General features: G+C 54.9%; 19 protein-coding genes and 1 tRNA gene. 4 read left to right on the top strand and 16 right to left on the bottom strand.

Annotated elements, in window-relative coordinates:
* Window positions 1-54 precede the first annotated feature (54 nt).
* On the top strand, window positions 55-432 hold the full coding sequence (locus ACSYSS_RS03380) for an isoaspartyl peptidase/L-asparaginase (protein WP_491704203.1): 378 nt from the start codon (window positions 55-57) through the stop codon (window positions 430-432).
* A 257-nt stretch (window positions 433-689) separates the two neighbouring features.
* Here ACSYSS_RS03380 and ACSYSS_RS03375 read toward each other — a convergent pair.
* Window positions 690-762 (bottom strand) — tRNA-Arg (locus ACSYSS_RS03375).
* A gap of 323 nt (window positions 763-1085) precedes the next feature.
* On the opposite strand from ACSYSS_RS03375, the gene ACSYSS_RS03370 reads away from it, so the two are divergent.
* Window positions 1086-2138: a Gfo/Idh/MocA family protein gene (locus ACSYSS_RS03370; RefSeq protein ID WP_491704066.1), complete on the top strand. Its 1053-nt coding sequence runs from the start codon at window positions 1086-1088 to the stop codon at window positions 2136-2138.
* Between the two features lie 100 nt (window positions 2139-2238).
* On the opposite strand, the gene ACSYSS_RS03365 is transcribed toward ACSYSS_RS03370, so the two are convergent.
* The 15 genes from ACSYSS_RS03365 to ACSYSS_RS03295 all read right to left on the bottom strand — a co-directional run bounded on the left by ACSYSS_RS03365 (window position 2239) and on the right by ACSYSS_RS03295 (window position 21551).
* Window positions 2239-3603 (bottom strand): PFL family protein, encoded by a 1365-nt coding sequence (locus ACSYSS_RS03365; RefSeq protein WP_491704065.1) that lies wholly within the window; start codon window positions 3601-3603, stop codon window positions 2239-2241.
* Window positions 3604-3614: 11 nt separating this feature from the next.
* Window positions 3615-3887, bottom strand: coding sequence for an ACT domain-containing protein (locus ACSYSS_RS03360; RefSeq protein ID WP_491704064.1), 273 nt, complete (start codon window positions 3885-3887; stop codon window positions 3615-3617).
* Between the two features lie 226 nt (window positions 3888-4113).
* Window positions 4114-6384: a BspA family leucine-rich repeat surface protein gene (locus tag ACSYSS_RS03355; RefSeq protein ID WP_491704063.1), complete on the bottom strand. Its 2271-nt coding sequence runs from the start codon at window positions 6382-6384 to the stop codon at window positions 4114-4116.
* A gap of 127 nt (window positions 6385-6511) precedes the next feature.
* Window positions 6512-7825 (bottom strand): galactokinase, encoded by a 1314-nt coding sequence (gene galK, locus ACSYSS_RS03350; protein ID WP_491704062.1) that lies wholly within the window; start codon window positions 7823-7825, stop codon window positions 6512-6514.
* Window positions 7826-7975: 150 nt separating this feature from the next.
* Window positions 7976-9223 carry a galactose-1-phosphate uridylyltransferase gene (gene galT / locus ACSYSS_RS03345; protein ID WP_491704061.1) on the bottom strand — a complete coding sequence of 416 codons (1248 nt, stop codon included), beginning with the start codon at window positions 9221-9223 and terminating at the stop codon, window positions 7976-7978.
* A gap of 68 nt (window positions 9224-9291) precedes the next feature.
* On the bottom strand, window positions 9292-10077 hold the full coding sequence (locus ACSYSS_RS03340; RefSeq protein ID WP_491704060.1) for a DeoR/GlpR family DNA-binding transcription regulator: 786 nt from the start codon (window positions 10075-10077) through the stop codon (window positions 9292-9294).
* Between the two features lie 336 nt (window positions 10078-10413).
* On the bottom strand, window positions 10414-12639 hold the full coding sequence (locus ACSYSS_RS03335; protein WP_491704059.1) for a transglycosylase domain-containing protein: 2226 nt from the start codon (window positions 12637-12639) through the stop codon (window positions 10414-10416).
* Window positions 12640-12835: 196 nt separating this feature from the next.
* Entirely contained in the window at window positions 12836-13552 is a 717-nt protein-coding gene (locus ACSYSS_RS03330; protein ID WP_491704058.1) for a Crp/Fnr family transcriptional regulator, read from the bottom strand.
* Window positions 13553-13655: 103 nt separating this feature from the next.
* Complete coding sequence (locus tag ACSYSS_RS03325; protein WP_491704057.1) at window positions 13656-14759, bottom strand: lipoate--protein ligase family protein; 1104 nt, start codon at window positions 14757-14759, stop codon at window positions 13656-13658.
* Window positions 14760-15431 (bottom strand): NINE protein, encoded by a 672-nt coding sequence (locus ACSYSS_RS03320; protein ID WP_491704056.1) that lies wholly within the window; start codon window positions 15429-15431, stop codon window positions 14760-14762. It lies immediately after the preceding gene.
* An 85-nt stretch (window positions 15432-15516) separates the two neighbouring features.
* Window positions 15517-16554: a 3-isopropylmalate dehydrogenase gene (locus ACSYSS_RS03315; RefSeq protein ID WP_491704055.1), complete on the bottom strand. Its 1038-nt coding sequence runs from the start codon at window positions 16552-16554 to the stop codon at window positions 15517-15519.
* Window positions 16555-16638: 84 nt separating this feature from the next.
* Window positions 16639-19140, bottom strand: a complete 2502-nt coding sequence (locus tag ACSYSS_RS03310; RefSeq protein WP_491704054.1) for a S9 family peptidase — start codon at window positions 19138-19140, stop codon at window positions 16639-16641.
* 139 nt (window positions 19141-19279) lie between these two features.
* Window positions 19280-19717 carry a glycine cleavage system protein GcvH gene (gcvH, locus tag ACSYSS_RS03305; protein ID WP_491704053.1) on the bottom strand — a complete coding sequence of 146 codons (438 nt, stop codon included), beginning with the start codon at window positions 19715-19717 and terminating at the stop codon, window positions 19280-19282.
* A gap of 44 nt (window positions 19718-19761) precedes the next feature.
* A complete protein-coding gene (locus ACSYSS_RS03300) occupies window positions 19762-20655 on the bottom strand; it encodes an alpha/beta fold hydrolase (RefSeq protein WP_491704052.1) in 894 nt (297 codons plus the stop codon).
* A 263-nt stretch (window positions 20656-20918) separates the two neighbouring features.
* Entirely contained in the window at window positions 20919-21551 is a 633-nt protein-coding gene (locus ACSYSS_RS03295) for a DUF4916 domain-containing protein (RefSeq protein WP_491704051.1), read from the bottom strand.
* Between the two features lie 209 nt (window positions 21552-21760).
* Between ACSYSS_RS03295 and trxA the strand changes: the two genes are divergently transcribed.
* Together trxA and ACSYSS_RS03285 are read left to right on the top strand one after the other, a co-directional pair.
* Window positions 21761-22117, top strand: coding sequence for a thioredoxin (gene trxA / locus ACSYSS_RS03290; RefSeq protein WP_491704050.1), 357 nt, complete (start codon window positions 21761-21763; stop codon window positions 22115-22117).
* Window positions 22118-22341: 224 nt separating this feature from the next.
* Complete coding sequence (locus ACSYSS_RS03285; protein ID WP_491704049.1) at window positions 22342-23325, top strand: resuscitation-promoting factor; 984 nt, start codon at window positions 22342-22344, stop codon at window positions 23323-23325.
* Window positions 23326-23583 lie beyond the last annotated feature (258 nt).

The raw sequence follows: 23583 nt of genomic DNA, 5'->3' as shown, positions 1-23583 counted from the left end.
TTTGACGAACTGGGCAAATCCATATTGCCGGTCATACTCCGTATTGAGCCGAGCATGTGCTACTACCCCTTGAAGGAGAATCCCTGGAACAGGAAGGACCATCAAACCAAGTCACCAGCATTGAGGCAGGCTGCGAACACGGTTGCTACTCGTCATTCATGGCGGTGCCGGCAGCCGTGGCATCAAGTACACCCCGAACGCAGAGCTCAGGTGGAAACGCAACTCAAACGAGCGCCTTATGCCGGATGCGAGAGACTTGGGGATGGCTACACCACCGAATCGGCAATGGTAGCCGCCATTCACGTCATGGAGGATGCTCCTGAATTCAATGCAGGGCGAGGCGCCGCACTCACCAGCGATGCCCTGGCACGCATGGATGTTTGTCGGATGGATGGCGATGGTGAGGTAAGGCATCATCGCCTTCAACAGTGAGATGATGAACTGTGGTTGGAAAGACTCCTCTGACAGTTTCATGCAAGTCTGAATCAGACATACATCGGCAGGGAACATCCCCCGACACCATTCAGAGTGGATTTTCCCTGCCATGTTCCATTTCACAGCAAACAAGAATGGCTCAATATCAACGCTGGTCCAGACTTATTTACACTGCCTTGACAGAGCCTTTCTGAACACAAACCCAGCCCAATGCACCGATTCTGCCTCTAAAAAAGGCAACAATCAAGGATTCGTGCCCGGAATCAGATTCGAACTGACGACACCCGCTTTAGGAGAGCGGTGCTCTATCCCCTGAGCTACCCGGGCAACATATCGTATTCTACACGCTGCTGGGACCGCCTTTCAATAGCGCATGTTGACGCCACTTGTGGTTGGCATGACCCAACCTATGCCCGCCCAAAGCGCCGGCAGCCGAAAAGCGGGGATATATTGACCCCAACCAAAACAACATGTCACAAACGACGATGCCGGCACACAATCCGTTTGCCGCCGCACCCTACCACAGCTCAAGCCGGATACAACGCCCCTTCACCGTTCGGCTCGCCCAAGCCTATGTAGACCTGCATATAAAATGAAAGACCAGGCCACCTATGAGGCAGCCGAACCAACAATGGAGCCAAGGAGTGAAAATGAGTGCAGCGAACGGCAAACGCGCCGAAGCGGAACAACGAGGAAAAAGAATCAACGTCGCCATCCTCGGAGCAGGCGGCATCGCCAAAGCCATGGCGGACACATTGAACAAGATGGCCAAGGATCCACGTTTCAACGAACTGATCTCGCCATATGCCGTGGCTGCGCGGGACGGCGAACGAGCAGCGGCCTTCGCCAGGGAATACAACCTGCCTGTTTCGTATGGCTCCTACGATGAGCTGCTGGCGGATCCTCAAGTGGATCTGGTCTACATAGCCACACCTCATAGTCTTCACCTTGAGCAGGGACTGGCTTGCATTGAGGCAGGCAAGAACATCCTTGTGGAGAAGTCCTTCACCGTCAATGCAAATCAGGCCAAGAAACTGTTGAACACAGCCGAAGAGGCCGGACTACTCTGCACCGAGGCCATCTGGCCACGCTACATGCCTTCCCGCTTCCTCATCGATGACATCATCGAATCTGGAGCAATCGGCCAAGTGAAGGCCGCGAGCGCCAACCTAGGATACCCGACCACAGCCAAGCCGCGTATGACTGACCCGAACCTCGCCGGTGGAGCCTTGCTCGACGTGGGTGTGTACACACTGAACTTTGTGGACATGGCACTTGGCGACCGTTCGAACCGACACATCGAGCGCATCGAGACCTCCATGCAGCCGTATCAAACCGGCGTGGATGCGCAGGACTCCATCGCTCTGTATTATGACGACGGCGTGATGGCCACCAATGGTGCATCCATGCTTGCCGTCTCCGACCGCACAGGCACGGTGTGGGGCACGAAAGGCTATCTGATGTGTCAGAACGTGAACAACCCCGAGGCCGTCGATGTGTATGACATGGACCACAACCTCAAGGAACACCACGATGTGCCGAAACAACTTACCGGTTATGAGTACGAGGTGGCCAGCGCCGCAAACGCCATCCTCGACGGCAAGACGGAGTGCGGAGAGATGCCCCACTCCGACACACTGCACATCATGAAGCTCATGGACACCATCCGCGGTGACTGGGGTCTGAAATACCCCTTCGAATAGACTCCGAATGCAGTCCATAGTCATCAATCCTCCTACCTTTTAGGACGTTCAATGTCGCAAAAGGTAGGAACAGCACGGTATCCCAACGATACGAATTAACTCAGTTCTTGAAGCTGTGGATGGGAGCGGGAATCCGGCCGCTTCGATTCACGAACGCGTCGCAAGAGGTCTGATTGACCGGTATGATGGGGGCATAGCCCATCAGGCCACCGAAGTTGGCCTGCTCCCCCACGCCCTTGCCATACACCGGTATGACGCGTACAGCCGTCGTTTTTTGGTTCACCATACCTATGGCCGCCTCATCCGCAATCATACCGGAGATGGTGGCAGCTGTGGTACTGCCCGGAATGGCTATCATGTCAAGTCCAACGGAGCAGACGCAGGTCATGGCCTCAAGCTTCTCGATGGTGAGGCACCCGGAAGCCGCCGAGTCAATCATGGCTTGGTCTTCGGAGACAGGAATGAACGCTCCGGAAAGCCCACCCACATAGGAAGATGCCATGATGCCGCCCTTTTTCACCTGGTCGTTGAGCATGGCAAGCGCCGCCGTGGTCCCCGGGGCACCCACCTGAGCCAACCCCATCTTCTCCAGCACCTCGCCCACTGAGTCGCCAGCTGCGGCCGTAGGGGCAAGGGACAAATCGATGATGCCAAACGGCACACCGAGCCTATGTGAGGCTTCCTGAGCCACCAGCTGGCCCACACGGGTAATCTTGAAGGCGGTGCGTTTGATGGTCTCGCACAGGAATTCGAAGTCGCTCCCCTTGGCTGCATCCAATGCCTTTGAGACCACGCCTGGGCCTGAAACCCCGACATTGATAACCGCATCGCCCTCAGTGACCCCGTGGAAACCGCCCGCCATGAATGGGTTATCGTCCGGTGCATTGCAAAACACCACAAACTTGGTGCAACCGTCGCTATCATGCTCACGTGTGGCATACGCTATATCCTTGACCATGGCACCGAGCAATTTGACAGCATCCATGTCGATGCCGGTCTTTGTGGATCCCACGTTGACCGAAGAACAGACGATGTCGGTCTGACTCAAAGCCTGCGGCAATGAACGAATCAGCAGTTCGTCGGCAGAGGTCATTGATTTGGAGACCAACGCCGTGTAACCGCCGATGAGATCGACACCGACCTCCTTGGCCGCGCGGTCGAGGGCATGGGCGATCCGCACGAAGTCATCGGATGTCTTGCACACACTGGCGCCAACCAACGCAATAGGAGTGACGGTTATGCGTTTGTTGACAATGGGAATGCCGTATTCCCGGCTGATGGCCTTGCCGACAGCGACCAAATCCCCGGCTTTCGAACAGATTTTGTTATAGATGTTCTCACAGGTGGCATCCACATCCACACCCACGCAGTCGAGCAGGGAAATGCCCATGGTGATGGTGCGCACATCGAGCTTCTCCTGCTCGATCATCTCATTGGTCTCGCCGACCTCAGCGATGTTGATCATAGGGACCCCTCTTACACACGGTGCATCTTGGTGAAGATTTCCTCACGCTGGCAACGGATGCGCACGCCGATTCCGTCTCCAAGCGTCTCCAGACCATCGACCAGGGAGTTGAAATCTCCGGTCTGCCGGGAATAATCGACAATCATCATCATATTGAAGAATCCGTCGATGATGGTCTGTGAAATGTCAAGCACATTGATCCGTCGTTCAGCAAGATACGTGCACACCTGGGCGATGATACCCACGGTGTCCTTGCCAACGACGGTGATAATCGCCTTGTCCATGAACCCCCCCATATAAAGGTCAGCTTGCGAAACACGACAGCGCCGGGACAATGTATGAACCCATACACCCGCGGCCAACCACCATGACCAGTGTAGAACAGTCTGCGGAGCATGAGGAGACCAAGACCAGAATGCGTACGGCTGGACGGCCAAGGCTTTCCCACATTGGCTCTTCGGCCCGAAACGCCGCTGGACGGACGCATCGAGCCGAAGATCCTTCGCCGATCTATGCATCATGGCCGAAAGCATGGCGGAGCGATGGGCTCCCATGCATATTTCTACGACGCATACGCATAACCATGCATCCGGCAACAGCCAATGCCACTACTGCTGCCATCAGCAGAGCGACCTCACCGCCCGTCATGGCAAGGTGCCGTTTGGAGCTGTCGGCATTGGCAGATGTGGATGATGCCGGAGACTTCCCAGGATCTGTGACGGTATCTGATTGCCCAGGCACAGACGGCGTGACCGGTGTGATAGGCGTGCCGCCCGGCTCTTGACCAGGATTCGGGTTGGGGTTCGGATCGGATTCAGGAAGTGAGGTATAGCTCGTGGAGGTATTGCGCAGAGGCGTATTGGACGCGAGTCGCGCTGCGGTAGCCGGCTCACTGCCGAACAGTTCCGGGAACGCACCCTTCCAATCGCCCTTCGGCACGCTCTGACGCCACAGGGCCGAAGCATCAAGACCTTTGAAGGTATCGGTCTGGTCAGCCCCTTCGGCCACATAGGTCTTTGGCCCCAGATTGATGGTCTCGAGCGCGGTATCGTCCGCGAACATCTCGTACAGGTCTGCGGCGGCTCCCATATCGAAGCTGCCTAAGTCAAGTCGTTTCAGCGCTATGTCATTGGCGAACATATCATCCATCGCCGTGACGGACTTGGTGTCGAAACCGCTCAAATCAAGATCCGTCAACGCGGTATCACCCGAGAACATACCGCTCATGACCGTGACCTTCGACGTGTCGAAACCACTCAGATCAAGATCCGTCAACGCCGTGTTTTCGGCGAACATGCCGCTCATGTTCGTGACCTTCGACGTGTCGAAACGCGTGCCGAAGGTGATGGACTTGAGGGCCGAATCCGCAGAGAACATATTGCACATGTCCGTGACCTTCGACGTGTCGAAACCACTCAGATCAAGATCCGTCAACGCTGGGTCGTGGGATACCATCATGTACATGGTCGTGACCTTCGACGTGTCGAAACCACTCAGATTGAGCGCGGCAAGCGCGGTGTCATCGGAGAACATGACGCTCATATCCATCACGTTACCCGTGTCGAAGCGGGACACATCGAGGTTCTTCAGCGGCGCGTTCCCTGCGAACATGCCTCCCATATCCGTGACCTTCGACGTGTCGAAACCGGACACATCAAGCGATGCCAGATCCGAATCCGAGAACATGCCATTCATGTCCGTGACCTTCGACGTGTCGAAATGCTCGCCGAAGGTGATGGACTTGAGTGCCGAATCCTCGGAGAACATCATGTTCATCGTGGTGACCTTCGATGTGTCGAAACCACCCAGATCAAGTTCGGTCAACGCCGAATCCTCGGAGAACATCATCTTCATATCCGTGACATTGGACGTGTCGAAACCGGACACATCCACATGCGCCATAGCGTAATTGCCCGAGAACATGCCGCTCATGTTCGTGACCTTCGACGTGTCGAAACCACTGACATTGAAGTTCTCAAGCGCGTAGTCGTCGGCGAACATGCCGCTCATGTTCGTGACCTTCGACGTGTCGAAACGGGACACATCCACCTTCTCAAGCGCGTAGTCGTCGGCGAACATGGCGACCATGGAGGTGATGTGGCTGGTGTCGAAACCGCTCAGATCGAGATTCTTTACTGCATAGTCATAGCTGAACAGACCGTCCACGCTGCCGACCGCATGAGTGTCGATGTTGTCAAGTCCGGTGATGTCGGTTGCCGCGTGCAGCTCGGAGAACAGTCCTGACTCATTGCCGAACTGATCGGCTTGGTCGGAGATGTCGACATTGGATGGAATGGACCTCACCACAACCTTGGTGATGGCATCCACATAATCGGTCCATGTCGCCTTGACGTGAAAAGGATGGTCCGAGGTCGAACCGGAGGCCGCAGGACTGGCGCCATCGATGGTGAGCACGCAATCGTCCCCCGTTTTCGCCACTGTCCAGGCCAAGCCCCCGTCCTCGCCTTCGGAACTCGATGCCGAACAGTCGGCAACATCTCCGTCAGAGGGACGATCGGCCTGTGCATGCCGAAAACGAGACATCACTTCAGCGTGCCCGGCCTTGATGGCCTGTAGACGCCCCCTGATGCCGGCATTCTTCGATCCGTCCTTCACCCCAAGCCCCCAGACATGGGAGGACGAGCTGGATACCGTCGTATGATGATCCGGCGTGGCACTGGTTCCCTCGCTGGCTACGGCGACACCCGGTGCCATCATCGCCAACGTGGCTGCCATACCCACAGCGGCATATGCGCATTTACGCACTAATCCGTTCTTCACTGTTTCCTCTTCTCAGTAATTCGAAATTATTTCAGCTTTCAGAATAACCAGGCAGAAGGTATCGTTATGTTGTAATCTCACTATCCGAACAAGGTGTTCGCACTCCCAATTCACCCAACCGGACTGTTCAATCCACCCTATGCGCAGAACGCGAAGCCACCGCAACCAACGCACGGGGCGCATGAAAACCATGCCGAGCAAACTCATCAGCCACATACTGAGCGATGCCACGTCCCTCGCCTTTGCCCACCAGCGCGATGATGGATCCGCCGAAGCCGCCGCCAGTCATGCGAGCGCCCAGAGCCCCCGCCTGCCGGGCGGCTTCCACAGCAACATCGAGTTCAGGAACGGTGACCTCATAATCGTCACGAAGCGAGGCATGGGATGCGTCCATCAGCTTGCCGGCACGGCGTACGTCCCCTGCGGCAAACGCGGCGATGAACTCATCTACACGACCGATCTCAGTGACCACATGGCGCACTCTTTTGCGGGACATCTCGTCATTGAGCAGTTTGAGGGCCAGATCTATGGCCTGGGGCGTTTCATATTTGCCTGCGGCCACATCATCGGCAATCCGGCAAAGATCCGGGCTCACACCATCGGTCGTGGGACGTACACCGGATACAGCGTCCGAGACTTCACGAAGGTTCGTCACGCCAAAAGCGGCAGCAGCGCTCTCACAACTGGAACGACGCTGACCATACTGCCCGTCGTTGAGCTGATGATGCGCCTGTGTATCGACCACCAACAGCTCGAGACCAAGCGACTCTAAATCGAAGGGCACTTGCTTTGCGGAGTCCAAGGCGCTAAGCCCCGGCCGAAAATCGAGACGCAGTGCGTGCCCCGCCGTGCACCGCATGGAAGCGCTCTGGTCAAGGCCACCAGTGGAGGCTCCTGCCATGTCGTTTTCCGCTTTGACGGCGGCGTCAATCAGGGTGAGCCTACCCTCATCACTGCCTGCGAAGCCAAGACTGAATACACCATCCAAAGCCAATGCCGTGGAGCACGTCATGGCTGCCGAAGAGCTCAGGCCCGAAGCAAACGGCACGCATGTGACGAACGCGGCGTCGAAACCCTTCACCGCTAATCCCGCCCCACGTAGCGCCCACGCCACACCTACCGGATATGCCGACCAACCGGTGACTCCTCCTGACTCAAGTCCTTCCAAATCGGCTTTTGTCACATCGTTGGCGTTCACACTCGACACCAGACGCACCGTGGTGTCGTTACGTGGGCTGACAGCCACATATGTACGGTGCGGTAACGCAATCGGCAAGCAGAGACCGGCATTGTAATCCGTATGTTCACCAATGAGGTTCACACGGCCAGGAGCCGCCCAAACCCCTTGCGACGACTCGTCAAACGTGCTGCGAAACAGGTCTTGCGCCTGTCGGGCCCCATCCTCGTCGTTTATGGCATCGAGAAATTCTATATCGCTCATTTCTGCTCCTGTACGGTTACTTGTCAATATATATGCGGATTGTATGCGGACTGTTGCAATTAAGGAATTGCGAGCTGGCCCATAAATCGGTTCCCCTGACACCGATCTGGCGAGGCCACCAATCAACAATCAATCGAAAATCAATTGTGACTAGTCAATGTCAATCGGTCCCAGTTCATGGAATCGCTGGGCAATGAGTTCAGGCGTGGTATCCGAAACCCATGCGCCCATGCCTGACTCCGAACCGGCCAGATACTTGATTTTGTTCGCGGCACGCCTGAAGGAGAAGAACTGAAGGTTCAACCGGTAATGGTCGCGGCGAGAATCGTTGACCGGGGCCTGGTGCCAAGCCGAGATGTAGGGCAGATCCATCCCCTTGCCATCGCCAGTGTCAAAGAACGCATTGCCTCTCTTCAGCAGCGCAGAGTACATCTGAGCCAGGTCCCAGCGTTCCTGATCGTTCAATTCATCGATTGTCAGCACATCTCGCACCGGAGCCACATGGACCTCCAACGGCCAACGGGCAGCCGCTGGCACATACGCCACCCAGCTATGGTTACGCATGACGAGCCGTTCCTTGGCATCAATCTCGGCATTCATCAGGTCGCGCAGAAGGTTGCCACCGGTTCGTTCGAAATACGCCTCGGTGTGCGAAAGCTCGGATTCCATCTTCGCAGGTATGAACGGGTAGCAATACACCTGACCGTGCGGGTGGGCCAGAGAGACGCCGATCTCCTGACCGTGGTTCTCAAATGGGAAGATCTGCTCGATGCCATCGATATGGCTCAATTCAGCTGTTCTGAAAGCCCAAGCCTCCACCACGGTACGCAGACGGCTCACAGGCAGGTCGGCCGGCAGACCGGACTCGTTGGGGTCGAAGCAGATCACCTCACAACGACCTGCTGCAGGCCTGCTCTGCCACAGTTTGTTGCCATCCACATAGCTCACCGCATCCGACACCCCCGGCACCTGCACCATCGAGGGGAACCTGTTTTCAAAGACGACAACATCGTAATCAGTGTCCGGCACTTCGCCGTCCTGATAGTCGCCACCAGGAATGCGGGCGGCAAGAGGGTTGCCGGAGGCCGTCTGCTTGGGTCCGGTGGTGATCGGCCGATTCATACGGGCTATGGCCATGGGAATCCAATCGCCGGTGAGCGGGTCACGGCGCATCTGCGGCGCGGCATAGGGCACACTGTTTCCGTCCGCATCGCTATGAGGCGCAAAACGATCAGCCAGCGCGCGAGGATCGTTAAGCTCCCTGGTCTTCCTGCCACTGACATAATCGGGCTCATCATCCAGATAGAAAAAATCACGACCATCAGCGAGCTTCGTAGATGTGATGCGAATATGCTGCCTTGCATAGGGGCCCGGCTCATAATAACGGAAATCGGTCATAGTGGTCTTCCTTCCCAACCGTATAGGTTGAATACTTCTTGCGTTATGTGAATATTCAATTAGGTCATTCAGCTGTTGTTATGTGTCAGCACCAAACTGTTCACCAAGCTGCGCGTCTCCTCCACGGAATCCTTGTCAAGCTCGTCATCAGTAATCAGCGTATCCACCTGATCGAAGCGCGCGAACAACGAAAGCGATGTGCAGCTCCACTTAGTGTGGTCGGTGAGGATGATGGTCTTATCCGCAATGCCCATCATGGCCATGTCCGTAGCCGCCTCAAGGGAATTGGGCATGAGGAAACCACGGGGCACAGACACTGAGTGCGTGCCCAGAAACACAGTGTTGACGCGCAGCGACTCGATGACCTTATCCGCAATGGGTCCCACCAACGAATTCGAACGCGTGATGACCCCACCGGTGACGATCACTTCGATGTCCTTGGATTCCATGGCCTGAACCAGCTCGGCCACTGGAATGGAGTTCGTGAGGATGGTGATGCCGCTGGCCTGCTGTGACTCAAGCAGATGTTGGGCGAAGACATACGCCGTCGTGCCACCGCCGATGGCGATGACATCGCCTGGAGAGACGTATTTCACAGCCTCCTGTGCGATGGCGTCCTTCAGCCCTATGTCCATCTGCGATTTGACAGAAAAGAGGGGCTCGCTCAGCAGCGTGCTGGTTGTCACCGCCCCGCCATGGACACGCTTGAGCAGACCTTTATCGGCCAGATCGGATATGTCTCGACGAACCGTCATAGCCGAAACACCGAGCTCTTTTGAGAGCGCGGTGATGCGGACCGCACCTCTGGTACGCAGTCTACTCAAAATGACATGCTGTCTCTGAGAAGAAATCATATGAACATTATCGCACAAATACTAGCAAAAAAGCAAACTAAACGGAAAGTCTCGCGCTTAAATGAAACAATTCCGTGTTTAAAGCACACAGAACAGAACATTTCCGCAATCGGAGGCGCAATGATTAGCGACAAAAGCAGACCTCTGGAAGACGTATATCGTACAAGCGCCAAAGGCATAGGTACCACCATTGCTAAAGGCCCAAAAACAGACACGCCGTAGCAACGCACCCGGACAAAGGCACCCATCAGTAGACGGACCATCAATTCCAGGTTGTTGGGAACTCGACCATTGCGTGGTTTGCATTATCCCAATCCCGCAGCAAATCCACCTGACCTAGCGTTGTTGTGGCAACTGATTCTGCTGACTTTGCCTATTTTGGGACTGCTGAGACTGTGTATTTTGCTGGCTTGCCACCGTCTGACCCATGTACTTTGGATCGGGGGTTCCGTAATTGTTGTCTTGGGGTATGTTCGCCTGTGCCAGATAGTTGTTCATGAAATCACGCCAGGCAGGTGCCGCAATGTCTTCGCCATACCAAATGGAATGATACTTCCCGTTGATGGTCTTGTTGTTGAAGCTGACCGTGCCCTCGGCATTGCCAACGGATACAAAGGCTGAGGCCTGCGGCACAAATCCTCCTGTGGACATATACGAGTCCTCATTGGTTCCTGTCTTGGCAAATGTCTTACGCCCGCCATCCAATCGAGTGACCGCGGCCACACCATCAGGACGTACAACACCTTGGTTCATGGCATAGGCTGTGGTCTGAGCTATCTCAGCAGGTATGGCCTGATGGCAGTTGGCGCTCGGCACCTTAAGGTTCTCGCCTTCCTTGCTGATGACTTTCTTGATGGCGATCGGAGTGCATTCCACACCGTTTGCGGCGATGGTCGCATAGACATTGGCCATGGTCAGTGGCGAGACCTGAACTGCGCCGATGGCCATTGAAGGGTGTATCGGCAAACCCGGAGAATACACGTCCTCCTTGCCAAGTGGCGCATTATGGTACCCAAGCGTCTTGGCCGTATCGACGATGGAGCACAGACCTATCTGCGATTCCATCGCAGCCTGCACCGTGTTGTGCGAATGCACAAGACCAAGCAACGGCGATTCGGGGCTGACCGTTCCGCCAGTGGCGTTGGTCACAGGCCACCCACCTGTGTTGTCGGTATATTTGGCACAATTGAAGGCACTGTTGGGATAGTACGTGGATGTGCGTAACGGCTCGGTTATCGATCTGCCCTTCTGCATCCAGGCCACCAGGTTGATCGGCTTCCAGGAAGACCCGATCTGCCAGCCACCGCCACCGCCGTCTTTGGCATCGACTGCATAGTTAATGGCGGTGTGGGTGGGGTCGTTCTTCGCCGCATCCGTGGCGTCGTATGTTCTGTTGTTGCCAAAACCGAGCACTTCGCCGGTTCCCGGTCTGATGACGGCCATCGACACCTCAAAACCGCTGGGGTCGTTGAGCGGAATGGTGTTCCGAGCCGTCTGCATGGCTATGGTGTTGGCCTTGACATCCATGGTGGTATAGATATCGAGCCCACCTTCGTTGAGCAGCTTCTGCCGCTGCAATTCCGTCTTGCCAAACTCCGTTGAATTGAGAATCTGCTTCGTCACGTAGTCGCAGAAGAACCCCGCCTCACCTGCGGCCTGACAACCCACCTGCATGCTGCTGTCCTGAAGGTTGAGCGTGTCCTGGATAGGCTTCGCCTTCTCCTCATCGCACTGCTGATTGGTGATGTACCCTTGCTGCTGCATCAGCGAAAGCACGATATTACGTTGTTCCTGCGAGGCTTTCAGGTTTTCGGGAATTGACGGATCATATTTCGAAGGGTTCTTCGTGATGGCTGCTATGGTAGCCGCCTGCCCAATATTGAGATCTTTGGCGGAAACGTTGAAATATCGCCTCGCTGCGGCTTCAACGCCATAGATATTGTTACTTCCGAACTGTGCGATGTTGAGATATCCTTGCAGGATCTCCGCCTTGGAATACTGTTTCTCCATCTGCACTGCAATAAGCATCTCACGAATCTTTCGCGCTATGCTCTCCTCCGAGGCGTGATACTCGGAAATGGGGTCATTGTTCTCATGTGCCTTGGTCATCAGAACATTCTTGACATACTGCTGTGTCAAAGAAGAACCACCCTGCGTATCACCCTTCTTGATAAACGTCTGAATGAACGCACGCATGACTCCCTGCACATCGACTCCAGCGTGTTTGAAGAACCGCTTGTCCTCACGAGCCACGACCGCCTGCTGCATAGGTTCAGAAATGTCCTTGAGCGGCACCACAGTGCGGTTTTGCGCATAGAACGAAGCAATGACCGTTTGCCCATCCGAAGCGAACATCCGTGACTTTTGGGGAAGGCTGGACACGTCGAAATCTATCCCCTCAACCTTCAGAGAAGGCATGATCGCGCGAGTCGCACTATTGATGCCAAAAACCACAGGAGAGAAGAAGACGCTTCCTACGACTCCTCCTGCAACACATAACATCACATAAGCGAGCAATAATGCCAGCACACGCCAGACTGTAAGATTTCTCTTGGAAGACATGAGACTCATTCTAAAGCATCGTGCCTACTGGCATGTGTTTTCCCCAAGAGCACCGTCTTTCATAGCGTGTACGAGAATTCGAACAAAAAACACTAGGAATATGCTGAAAACGCTAACCGCCGGGAAACAACACGACGTTGAAACACGATGTCCAATCAACTTTCGCAGGCTGGCCAGACCTCAATTATGCCTGAATTCACCGACGGGATCTACGAATGAGCATGCCTGGCTGATAGATGATGATGGCACGTCCATCACGAGCTATCCATCCGCGATCTGAGAAATCCATCAAAGCCTTGTTCACCGTCTCGCGAGAGGAGCCTACAAGCTGGGCCAACTCCTCTTGGGTCAAATCATGAGGAACCTTGACCCCGGCTTCCACGGGCTGGCCGAAACGAGTCGCCAGATCGAGCAGCGTCTTTGCCAAACGAGCGGGCACGTCCTTGAACACAAGGTCGGATATTCTTTCATTGTTCGCGCGCATACGCGCAGCCATGACCTGAAGCATGTTGACAGCCGCAAAAGGGTGCTTGTGAAGCCAATTGAATAGAACCTCCCGATCAAGCCACCCTATCGCAGTACCATTGACCATCGCAACAGCCGAGGCGGTACGAGAACCGCCGTCCGGGTCAAAAACAGGAATCTCACCCAAAATCTCGCCACGTGAATGAATGCTCAGCAACTGCACTCGGTCATCCTCGGATTCATGCATCAGCTTGACTTTACCATCTTCCAGCAAGTACATACGCTTATCAGTGCTGCCTTCATGGAAGATGTAGTCTCCCTTTTGGAATTCGGCGTGACTCATGAAGGGCATAAGCTCTTCAGCCTCGTCCGGTGGAACATGCTTGAATAACGCGGTCTCCAGTAGTTTGTTGTGTTCTTCCTCGATTTGGTTGGGTGTTCCCCCCATACTCACGCCTCCAAAAACCACAACCTATTGCAGTGGTTGCGACAAAAATATAACTGATGGCACCTACACCAACAATAATTAACTGATTCTACTGTACTCTGCATCATATCCCTCTGAGCGAATAATCCTGAAGCATCTCCTCCACAGCATCGCGGCCCAAGCTTGTCTGTCTGCAAAGCGGATCGACTCGCTTCGAAGCCGACTGTACAGCCTTATCACTCATTTTCTCATGCGATACATTAAGCAACCGGCCCATAAGCACCTGATCGATATCATATGACAATGTCATATGATGCAGTACGGCACCCGGGCCTTCTCCAGTCGGCGCAAAGCGACGCTGTGCCGAACCTGCGACTTTCCCTTTTGCCGTCACCAAGTCGTTCAATCCGCCAAAGCCTATGTCAAAACCCCGGGCGCGCAACGCGTCCACAACCCATTGATTGCAAAACCTGTAGGATGCTGACACGTCCATGGTTTTGAGGTAATCGGAGGGCACGTACAACGAATAGGTGATGACGTCTGCGGGTTCGACGAACATGACCCCACCGCCGGTGCAGCGACGAACCACAACGAACCCGGCTGCAGCAGCCAACGATTCATTGACCTCATTATGTACGTTCTGATACCTACCGACGACGATTGCGGGAGACGACCAATGCCAAAAACGCAAGGTGGCAGGTCTGGACCCACGAGCTACTTGCCTGGCCCACTCCTCATCGATCCGCATTTGCTCTTCCGGGCTTCTCACCACATCGAAAACGACCTGCGGATGCCATACACTCACTCCCGCGGATTGCACACCAACAGCACTATCTTCAACGGATTCGGCAACACTTTGATGCGACAGAGCGGAATCACCCATTTTAAGGTCGAGCCCGGTGCATTGAGCCACCGGCTCCTCACTGCGCAGCGAGTAGCCGGGGAAACCATGTGTTTGTGTTTCCAATGACCGCCTAAACGCAGTTTCAATGGACCGCGCATCAGTGCCGACAAGCTTGACATCGTCATAACTGGAAATGACCTGGGAGATGTCCGCCCCATGCACCAAAGCCTGTGCAACATCCCTCAGCAATAATGTTGCCCGGGCATCGCTGCCCTCAATGAAGAAATCGCCATCGATGGCACAACTGACTATCTGGCCATCCGATCCAAGGTCAACACAGACCCCCACGAGCTTACCGCCAGGAGTCTTGCATTCGCCACGCAATCAGTCCCGCAATTCCATACCTTGGGCATCACGATGCCACGGCGAACCATATTGGGAGCACAAAATCAAGATGCCTTCCACCAATCCCCAGATATACGAGGCAACAGAGGCTATACCAAAAGTCAGCAAACCCCCCAGAACAGTGAGCAACAGCTGGGCGACTGCCTTCACCGTGTTTCCCAGATAGAAATTGTGGATGCCGAGCCCGCCTAGAAGGATGCCGAGCACGCCAGCAGCCAATTTGGACTTCTGACTGTATGACTGCTGATACCTAGGAAAACCATAGGGCTGGTTGTATGGTTGATACGAATAACCATACTGTTGTTGGTTCGGGTTGTACGGTTGCTGATTGAGACTATATGGTTGTTGACCTTGGTTATACGGCTGCCGATTCGGGTTGTATGGCTGTTCCTGGTTGCGTCCCTGGTTCGGATAGCCATACGCATATTGGTCCTGACCGGTCTCTTGTCCATACGCATCTGGGTGAGGCATGCCTTGCTGCGAGCCCTGCATCTGACCGTTACCGCCCTGCGCATCAACTCCATATGGCTGGGACTGGTAGGGCTGTGCAGGTTGAGCTCCGTTCATAGGAGGCAACGGACGCTCTGAATCCGGCACACCTGAGGGAATTGGGCCCTGTTCCCGACGATTACCAGCATCATTCGTATACATATACCAAGTACACCAGAAGACATCGACTACCCTTCACGCGATTTCTTCTACGAGAGCATCCGTCGATAATAACCGTTCATCGTCGTCACAGACGAGCAAGAATGTCGCGGCCCACCTCATCCGTGGTTCTGTTCGACGAGGCATTGACCTCAATGTCATCCTGGACAGCGGTTTCGATTCGAGAGGCAGGCTCGTCCAAGTTCAGATGATGCAACAGCATCGCTGCCGAGAGCACGGCTGCGGTCGGATTGGCGACGCCTTGCCCTGCAATGTCGGGCGCTGATCCGTGAATAGGCTCGAACATCGAGGGGTATTCATTCGTGGCATTGATGCACCCCGAGGCGGAGTAACCCACGCCTCCCACAACCGCACCGGCCTCATCGGTGATGATGTCGCCGAACAGATTATCCGTGACAATGACATCGAAACGTGATGGATCGGTCACCAAGAAGATGGTGGCTGCATCGACATGCTGGTAATCGTGTGTGACTTCTGGATATTCCTTCCCTACACGCTCGACAATACGCTGCCACATATCCCCTGCATTGATAAGCACGTTCTTCTTGTGCACCAGTGTGACGTGCCTGCGCCGCTTCATCGCCAAATCAAAGGCATACCGCACCAACCGCTCGACACCATAGGCGGTGTTGATGGAGACCTCAGTGGACACCTCCTGGGGTGTGCCACGACGCACCGCACCGCCGGCGCCGCAATAGAGACCTTCGGTACCCTCACGCACCACCACAAAATCGATGTCTCCAGGATTCGCAAGAGGCGAAGCCACGCCCTTATACAGCTTGGAAGGACGCAGATTCACATATTGGTCAAGATCGAAACGCATCTTCAAGAGCAGCCCACGTTCGAGGATTCCCGACTTCACCCGAGGGTCACCTATGGCTCCCAGCAGAATGGCATCGTTCTTCTTGATGCGGTCAAGCTCTTCATCAGGAAGGATCGCGCCATCCCTCAGATAGCGATCTGCGCCGAGATCAAAATCCTCATATCTGAAATCGGCCACGCCTTGCGTGGCCTTTTCCATCACCTGTTGAGCCACCGGCACAATCTCCTTGCCAATGCCGTCGCCTGGAATAACCGCTATGTCATATGTATGTTCTGTGCCCATGCTCTGGAGCCTAACGACATGGACACAGAGTGACCATTTTCAGTCCGCATTGTGGACATGGCTGTAAATAGGACGACCTCGAAATCACTCGTCAATCCCCATCGCGTCCAAGCACCAGGCGTTCTCCTCACACACTTCACGCCATTGCTCATACCGCCCGGAGACTCCCGCGTGCCCCGCCTCGGTTTGCACTCGCACCATGGCATCCACACCTTGCGACTGAAGACGCGCCACCCATTTAAGCGGTTCCACATAAAGCACACGGGTGTCATTCATGGATGTGGTGGCCAGAACCCTAGGGAAATAACGTGCAGCAGACACCTTCCCAGCGCCATTGAGACCATCAACGCCCTGGTTAACAGTTCCTTCAACATACTGCCATGGACCGAACGGCGCATTCTCATACGGCGTGTACGACTTCATGTAGTCATAGACCTTCCCATCGTGCAACGGATCGCCCCACTCGTCCCACTCCGTGACCGTAAGCGGCAACGATGGATCGAGAATCGTGTTCAGCGCGTCGACGAACGGCACGTCAGCCTCTACTCCCGCATAACATTCCGGGGCCATGTTGGCCACCGCGCCCATGAGCAGGCCACCTGCAGAGCCTCCGTTAGCCACGGTACGACCAGAATCGGCCAGACCAGCACTTTGCAGGGCCTGGGTGACGTCGATGAAATCCTCGAATGTGTGTTTTTTATGAAGCCTGCGACCTTGCTCGTACCACGCCCGGCCCATCTCACCGCCGCCACGTATATGCGCAACCGCATACAGCACACCGCGATCGAGCATGCTGAGCCGGGAAACGGAGAACCCAGGATCACTGTTGATTTCGTAGGCACCGTAGCCGGTGATGAACATGGGAGCCGCATTCTTGCAGCGGTCCGGCCGCCAGACCAAGGAGACCGGCACCTGCTCACCATCGCGCGAGGCAACCCATACGCGTTGCTCACGGTAGAGACTCTGATCGAACCCCCCAAGCACCTTAGCCTGTTTAAGCAACACGTCGTGACCGTTCAGCACGTCAATCTCATGCAATTCGCCAATCGTTGCATAGCTCGAGAAGGAATAACGCAATCTGGGCGCGTCATAGGAAGGGTTGCCTCCCGTTCCTATGGAATAGAGTCGACTGCCCCTGACATCCGGATCATGCAGATCGAAGGCCTTCACCGAAGCGGCTTCGGCATTGGACATGACGAAGCCTGAAGAGGCGCAAGAACGGGAATCGCAAGTCGCGACCAAGCCCCTGTGAGGCACCAACTCGGCGAACTCCCACGGCCTGCCGGCAAGAAAATCCGCAAGGGCGCGCTGCTTATCCATCACTGCCACATGGGGCAATCCATCTGCCTGATAACCCAGTTGTACAAAATTCCGGTGCATGGCGATGCCGTCGATACTCAACCCTCTTGCCCCTTGTAGGACCCCAGGGTTTCCTGAGTTGTAGTAAGGCTCGCTGACCCGCCTTGCTCGTGCCCCGGGCTCGACTTCGTCACCGCGCTCGCACCCGTAGGGAGAACCCTGCGCAATGCATACCCCCTCGCCCAGAGCAAAGGGAGCCTGATGAGTGCGCATGTCGACCACGTCGATCTCGAAATTGGGGTTGAACGCGTTATGATAGACCAGTGCCAGCGGAATGTCGCTGCCATCGGGCCCAGCCTCTTCGAAGCGGGCGAAGCTGACATCGTATTCAACGCCCTCTTTACGGGGCAGAAAGATGTGAAACTGCCCCTCTGGATCATCCACTGGCAAAAGCCACACTTCGCTAGTGGTCTTGGAGCCGGTGCAAATTACCAAATTCCGCTCGTCAAAACTCAAAGCGACTCCGACCCAGAACCGTTCATCACTCTCATGAAACACTTCTGCGTCCCCCTCAGGGTCGGCACCGACCCGATGACGTACGACGGCACAGGGACGCCATGCCTCGTCAAGCTTCGTATAGAACACCCACCGGCCGTCCGGGGTGAAGCAAGCCCCACCCACGCCATTGATCACATCGGGCAAGTCCTGGCCTGTCTTCAAATCCCGTATGCGGTAGTCGTAGCGTTCATCGCCTGAGGTATCGGCACCGTAGAGAAGGAATCTTCCATCGCGGCTCAGGTCGAGTCCTCCAATCTGGAAGAAATCATGACCCTGTGCCTCGGCATTGGCATCGAAGACAATCTCCTCGGCCGCCTGCGACCCAGGCTCGTCGAGCACATTGATGCGAGGAGGCCGCCAGTCGTCCGGACCCGCTATCGGTATACGGCATTGCACGCCATACTGGCTGCCCTGCCGTGTACGCGCAAAATACCAGTAATTGTCGATGCGTGTGGGCACCGACATATCGGTTTCCTGCACCCGCGTCTTGAGTTCTTGAAACAGCGTCTGCTTCAAACCCGATAGCGGAACCATTCGACGCTCGAAATACTCGTTTTGCCCATGCACATAACTGCGCAGACGAGGGGATTCCTTGTTCCTCATCCATTCGTACGGGTCAACGAAGACCTTCCCGTGCACCTCACGAACATGAGGCTCTTCGAAAGCCTTGCCAGGCCGCAATCCATAATCCTCACCGTCGGTGTGCCCATGTGTGACGTTTGTGTTCATGAGACAAAATTATACGAAGATCCACGCCAACCTGTGGCGGAGAAACAAAACCCTGCACCGCGGACGAACCTGCCTTCGGGATGGCGCAGATGGACCTATGACAGCCATTTCACCCAATACACAACTGATATTCACCACCTTATTGCAGGGTTCTCAGCAACTCCGCATATTGATCGGCATCCAAGAGTTCGGGCTGGTCATCATCAGGTTCCAGTTTCAGCACCCAACCTTCCCCATACGGATCGTTGTTGATGATCTCAGGATCCTCTGCCACAGCCTGGTTGACATGACGAATCACGCCAGCCACCGGAGAGATTATGGGCTGCACGGCTTTGGCGGATTCGAGCTCCACAGCCTCATCGCCAGCCTCAAGCCTCGCTCCTACTTCAGGAAGGTCCGCAAAGACCAACGCGCCCATCCGTTCGGTGGCATATTCCGTAATGCCTATTGCAAACAAGCCATCGAGGTCTTCCACCCAAACGTGCTCATCGGAATACCTCAGGTTTCCCGGGACTGCAAGGTCCACACCAGCGTTGCCATCACGCCCGTCGTTTTTATCGGTATCATCGTCACTCATGCAACAAGACTAACGCGCGGAAGGCAAAGGGGCAAGCAGCATACTCACGCTTGGACACGAGCCATGAGGGAGACCAGTGCCTTGGCCACTTCCTCAGGATGCTCCACAGCGCTGAAGTGGCCGCAATCCTCGACAATGACCGTCTGGGCCTCGGTCGAAGTCATACGTTGCGCCATATCGCGCATATGCTCCGGGCTGCTCGCCGGATCACACGTACCTCCCAACGTCAGGGCAGGCACTGCGATCTTGCCTAATTGATCGTTCAGGTCCGGGCGACCCGCCGCCATACGCTGCCGGAAGGCAACTCCCGCCGGTGACTGCTCTTCGATCCATTGCGTCATGGTGCTGATGAATGCAGATGACTTCTTCACGCTGGAATCACCATCCTGGGGCTGGGCGAAGTGCAGTACGGGAGCCACAGTGCTTCCCTCCAAGGCCTTGTCGGCCACAGTGAGCCTTCCGGCTCCGCCATCTGCATCACGCCCGGCGGTGGTGTCGCAGAACGCTATGCCCGCCACACATTCAGGATGCAAGCGCTGCATATCGGCCGCCACGTAGCCTCCCATCGAAAGCCCGACCCATACGGCCTTGTCATAGCCTTCGTTCTCAAGCATGCGGGCATAGCCTTCAGTAACTGCATCCAGCGCCTGAGGATACGCCCCATTCGGATCTACGGGACCATACTGACCGGTCTGTGGCACCGGACTCACTCCGCAGCCAGGCATATCCGGCTCCCAAACGGGGAAGGACTCCATCCCATCGGCCTCACTGAGAGCGATGATTCGCGACGCGCACGCATCCCACATGCGATGATCCACGGGAAAGGCATTGATGAGTACCAGCGGCGTACCATTGCCCGCTCGATAGATATGATTGGCCACCTCAATGGGCTTGCCCTGTGTGTTCTGTTCACGTTCGACGTTTGTTTTGTTCTGCATCGTATGCTCCTGCACCATAATCTGTGCCAATCCTCTTTTCCTGCCGGCTTATGCACACAGCCACCGACACTTCGATTATAGACAAGCACAGTATATGAGTCCAAAGCATGATGCGCCCAACCATACAGCTGTCTTGGGATTGCACACATCCAACATATATAAAGCCCCGAGCAGGCTTGCCAAGCAATGTCACCAATGCCATCCTGATGACCTGTATGGGTCTATGGCGAATCGGGGTTTCCCAACGCACCACTTTTACCCTGTTACCCTTCGGCGCTTGCCCAGCCCAAGGCCCGACGCACGATGTCCGCCTGCCCGCCATCCATCTGATCGAGGAACGTAGCGAATTCTTTGCTTTCCACTGCACACCACTGCACATCCAATGAAGAATCCTGCGGATGGCAATCGCCTGAAATAGGCACAACATAGCACAATGCCACTGCATGCTGCCGAGAATCGTAGAACCTAGAGATGCCAGGCGTGGGGAAGAACTCTGCAATGGTACAGGGCTGCAGGCTCACTGGAATGCTCGGGAGCGCAATGTCTCCAAGATCCTTGGCGATGTTGCGCGCCATCGCCTCACGCAATGTCTCGTGGAACAGCACACGACCGGTAATCATGGTTCGCTCCACCGAACCATTGTCTCGCACGCGCACCAGAGAGCCGACCTCACGGACCTGCCCCAATTCGCCACAACGTACGGGTACAACTTCCACGTAGAGTATCGGCACTTCCCGGCGCACCTCGTCGATTCGCTCTGGGGAAAGCCAACCTGGAGGATTGCCATTGCCCGACCCACGCACAAAATCATCGGGGGTAATGCCGTCGAACTCACCTCTGGGACGGTCGGCATCAAAATCATCGTCATCCGGCACTTCATCATTCAATACTGGCATGCTCCCATTATCCACCCAACGGCGGGTAAACGCCACTGGCAAATGCAACATCGATCCTCAACATTCATAAGAGTCCATTGTTTCACATATTTCACGCCGACGCTGCATTCGGCACCCGCCGGCAACACACAATCAACGCTGGTAACGAAATACCGATGCAAAGACCTCATCAAGCGTTATTATGAGACAAACATGCGAAAGGAGCCACTATGGCAACGCAAACCCTCACTTCGGCAAATTTTGAACAGACCATCACCGGCAACGAACTGGTGCTCGTGGATTTCTGGGCCACTTGGTGCGGACCATGCAAGGCATTCGGCCCCATCTATGAAAAGGCCAGCGAAAAGAACACAGACATCGTCTTCGGCAAGGTCGACATCGACCAGAACCAAGATCTGGCGCAGGCGGCAGAAATACAAGCCGTACCCACCTTGTTGATCGCCAAACAAGGAGAGGTCGTTTTTAAGCAGGCCGGCGCCCTTCGTGCCTCTGACCTTGATGACCTCATTGCCCAGGCTCGCAAGCTGGATGTCAAGGCTGCGAAAGCCGCGGCACAAGCCAACTAGACAAGGCGCCATCAACCGTCGTGTTTGATGTCAAATTGGAATCTGACATCAAACACACGTGTGAGCCTTGGAAATCTTCATTCATGTTGGGACTGTTGCATTCAAGGCATATTTGGACAATTTATTATATATTGAATTTGTTTTCCGCACCGATGGCTATACTTGCCTAGGTCAGCAGAAAAAGTCTATGATGATGGTCACCGTAGACGAATTCAAGGAGCAGGATGGCAAACCATCGCAAGGAAGTAAAAACTCTTAGCTCGCTGAGTAAGCGCCAATGGCTTAAAATACTGGCCTCTTTTGTGGCGTTTGTCTTACTCATCAGTGGAGTAATAGGGTTCAATGCGCATGAGAACCGACAGACTAGGCGCCAATCAATCGCAGCATACTCAGCCACCGACCCCAGTGCATTGGGAGTGTCGCGTGGCAATGCACGCGAGGCCTTGCATGGCACCCACGGCACCACATACGTGACCGTTAAGGTGGATGACAAGTCTCGCACTGTTGTGGGCAAAAACTTCACCACGGTAAAATCAGTGCTTGAGCAGGGAGACATCACCTTGGAACCTGGCGACGATGTTAGTCCATCGCTGAGTTCAAAAGTCAAAGAGTCGACTGTAATCACTATTTCACGTGCAGGTTCGAAGCTCAAGACGTCAGATCAACCAATCGCCTTCAATACAATCCGCAAGGAAACGGCAGCGCTGCCGAAAGGTCAGGAAAAGACACAAACCGAAGGTGTCGAGGGTGTCATGGAAACCACCAGTCTTGTTACACTTGCAGGTGGAAAGACCATTTCAAGTAACGTGTTTACATCATACGTAAAAACCGCTCCTGTGGATAAAGTCATACTCGTCGGCACAGGTTCCGGCTCAGAAGTCACCGACAGCGGAATCGGCACTACAGTACCCGTCGGTGAGATGCAACAATGGGCTCATGACTATCTGCTGTCCAACGGATACAGCGAAGAGGACTTCACGGCAACGGTGTTCATCATCTCGCATGAATCAGGTTGGAATGTTCATGCCATGAATCCATCTGGTGCATATGGTCTCCCCCAGGCTCTACCCGGAAGCAAAATGGTGAGTGCCGGATCCGATTGGCACGATAATTACCAGACCCAATTGAAGTGGTTCTGGGGTTATTGCCAACGGTATGGAGGTATTCAGGGTGCCTATCGTCATTGGCAGGCCAACGGTAACTACTAATACATCGTTTGGCCATCGGTCGGAATATATCATTGAGCCGCAGGATTGATTGCGTCCTGCGGCTCAATTGTACGTTCTACCGAAAGCGGCAAAAAATTCCGGTGTTCACTTATACACGCACATCAAATGCGTGTGTATAATGTATCTTTGTCTGTACTCATCACATTCTTTGAGTGAAGCTCGATCGCAACTGATTCATCGGCGTCAATCACGCAATAAATCCAAACTGTGACGCAAGTACGAAAACAAGTACCACGA

It is taken from the genome of Bifidobacterium sp. ESL1118, from assembly GCF_058505595.1.
The sequence above is the reverse complement of the archived record's forward strand: the minus strand, read 5'-3'. Positions and strand labels throughout refer to the sequence as shown.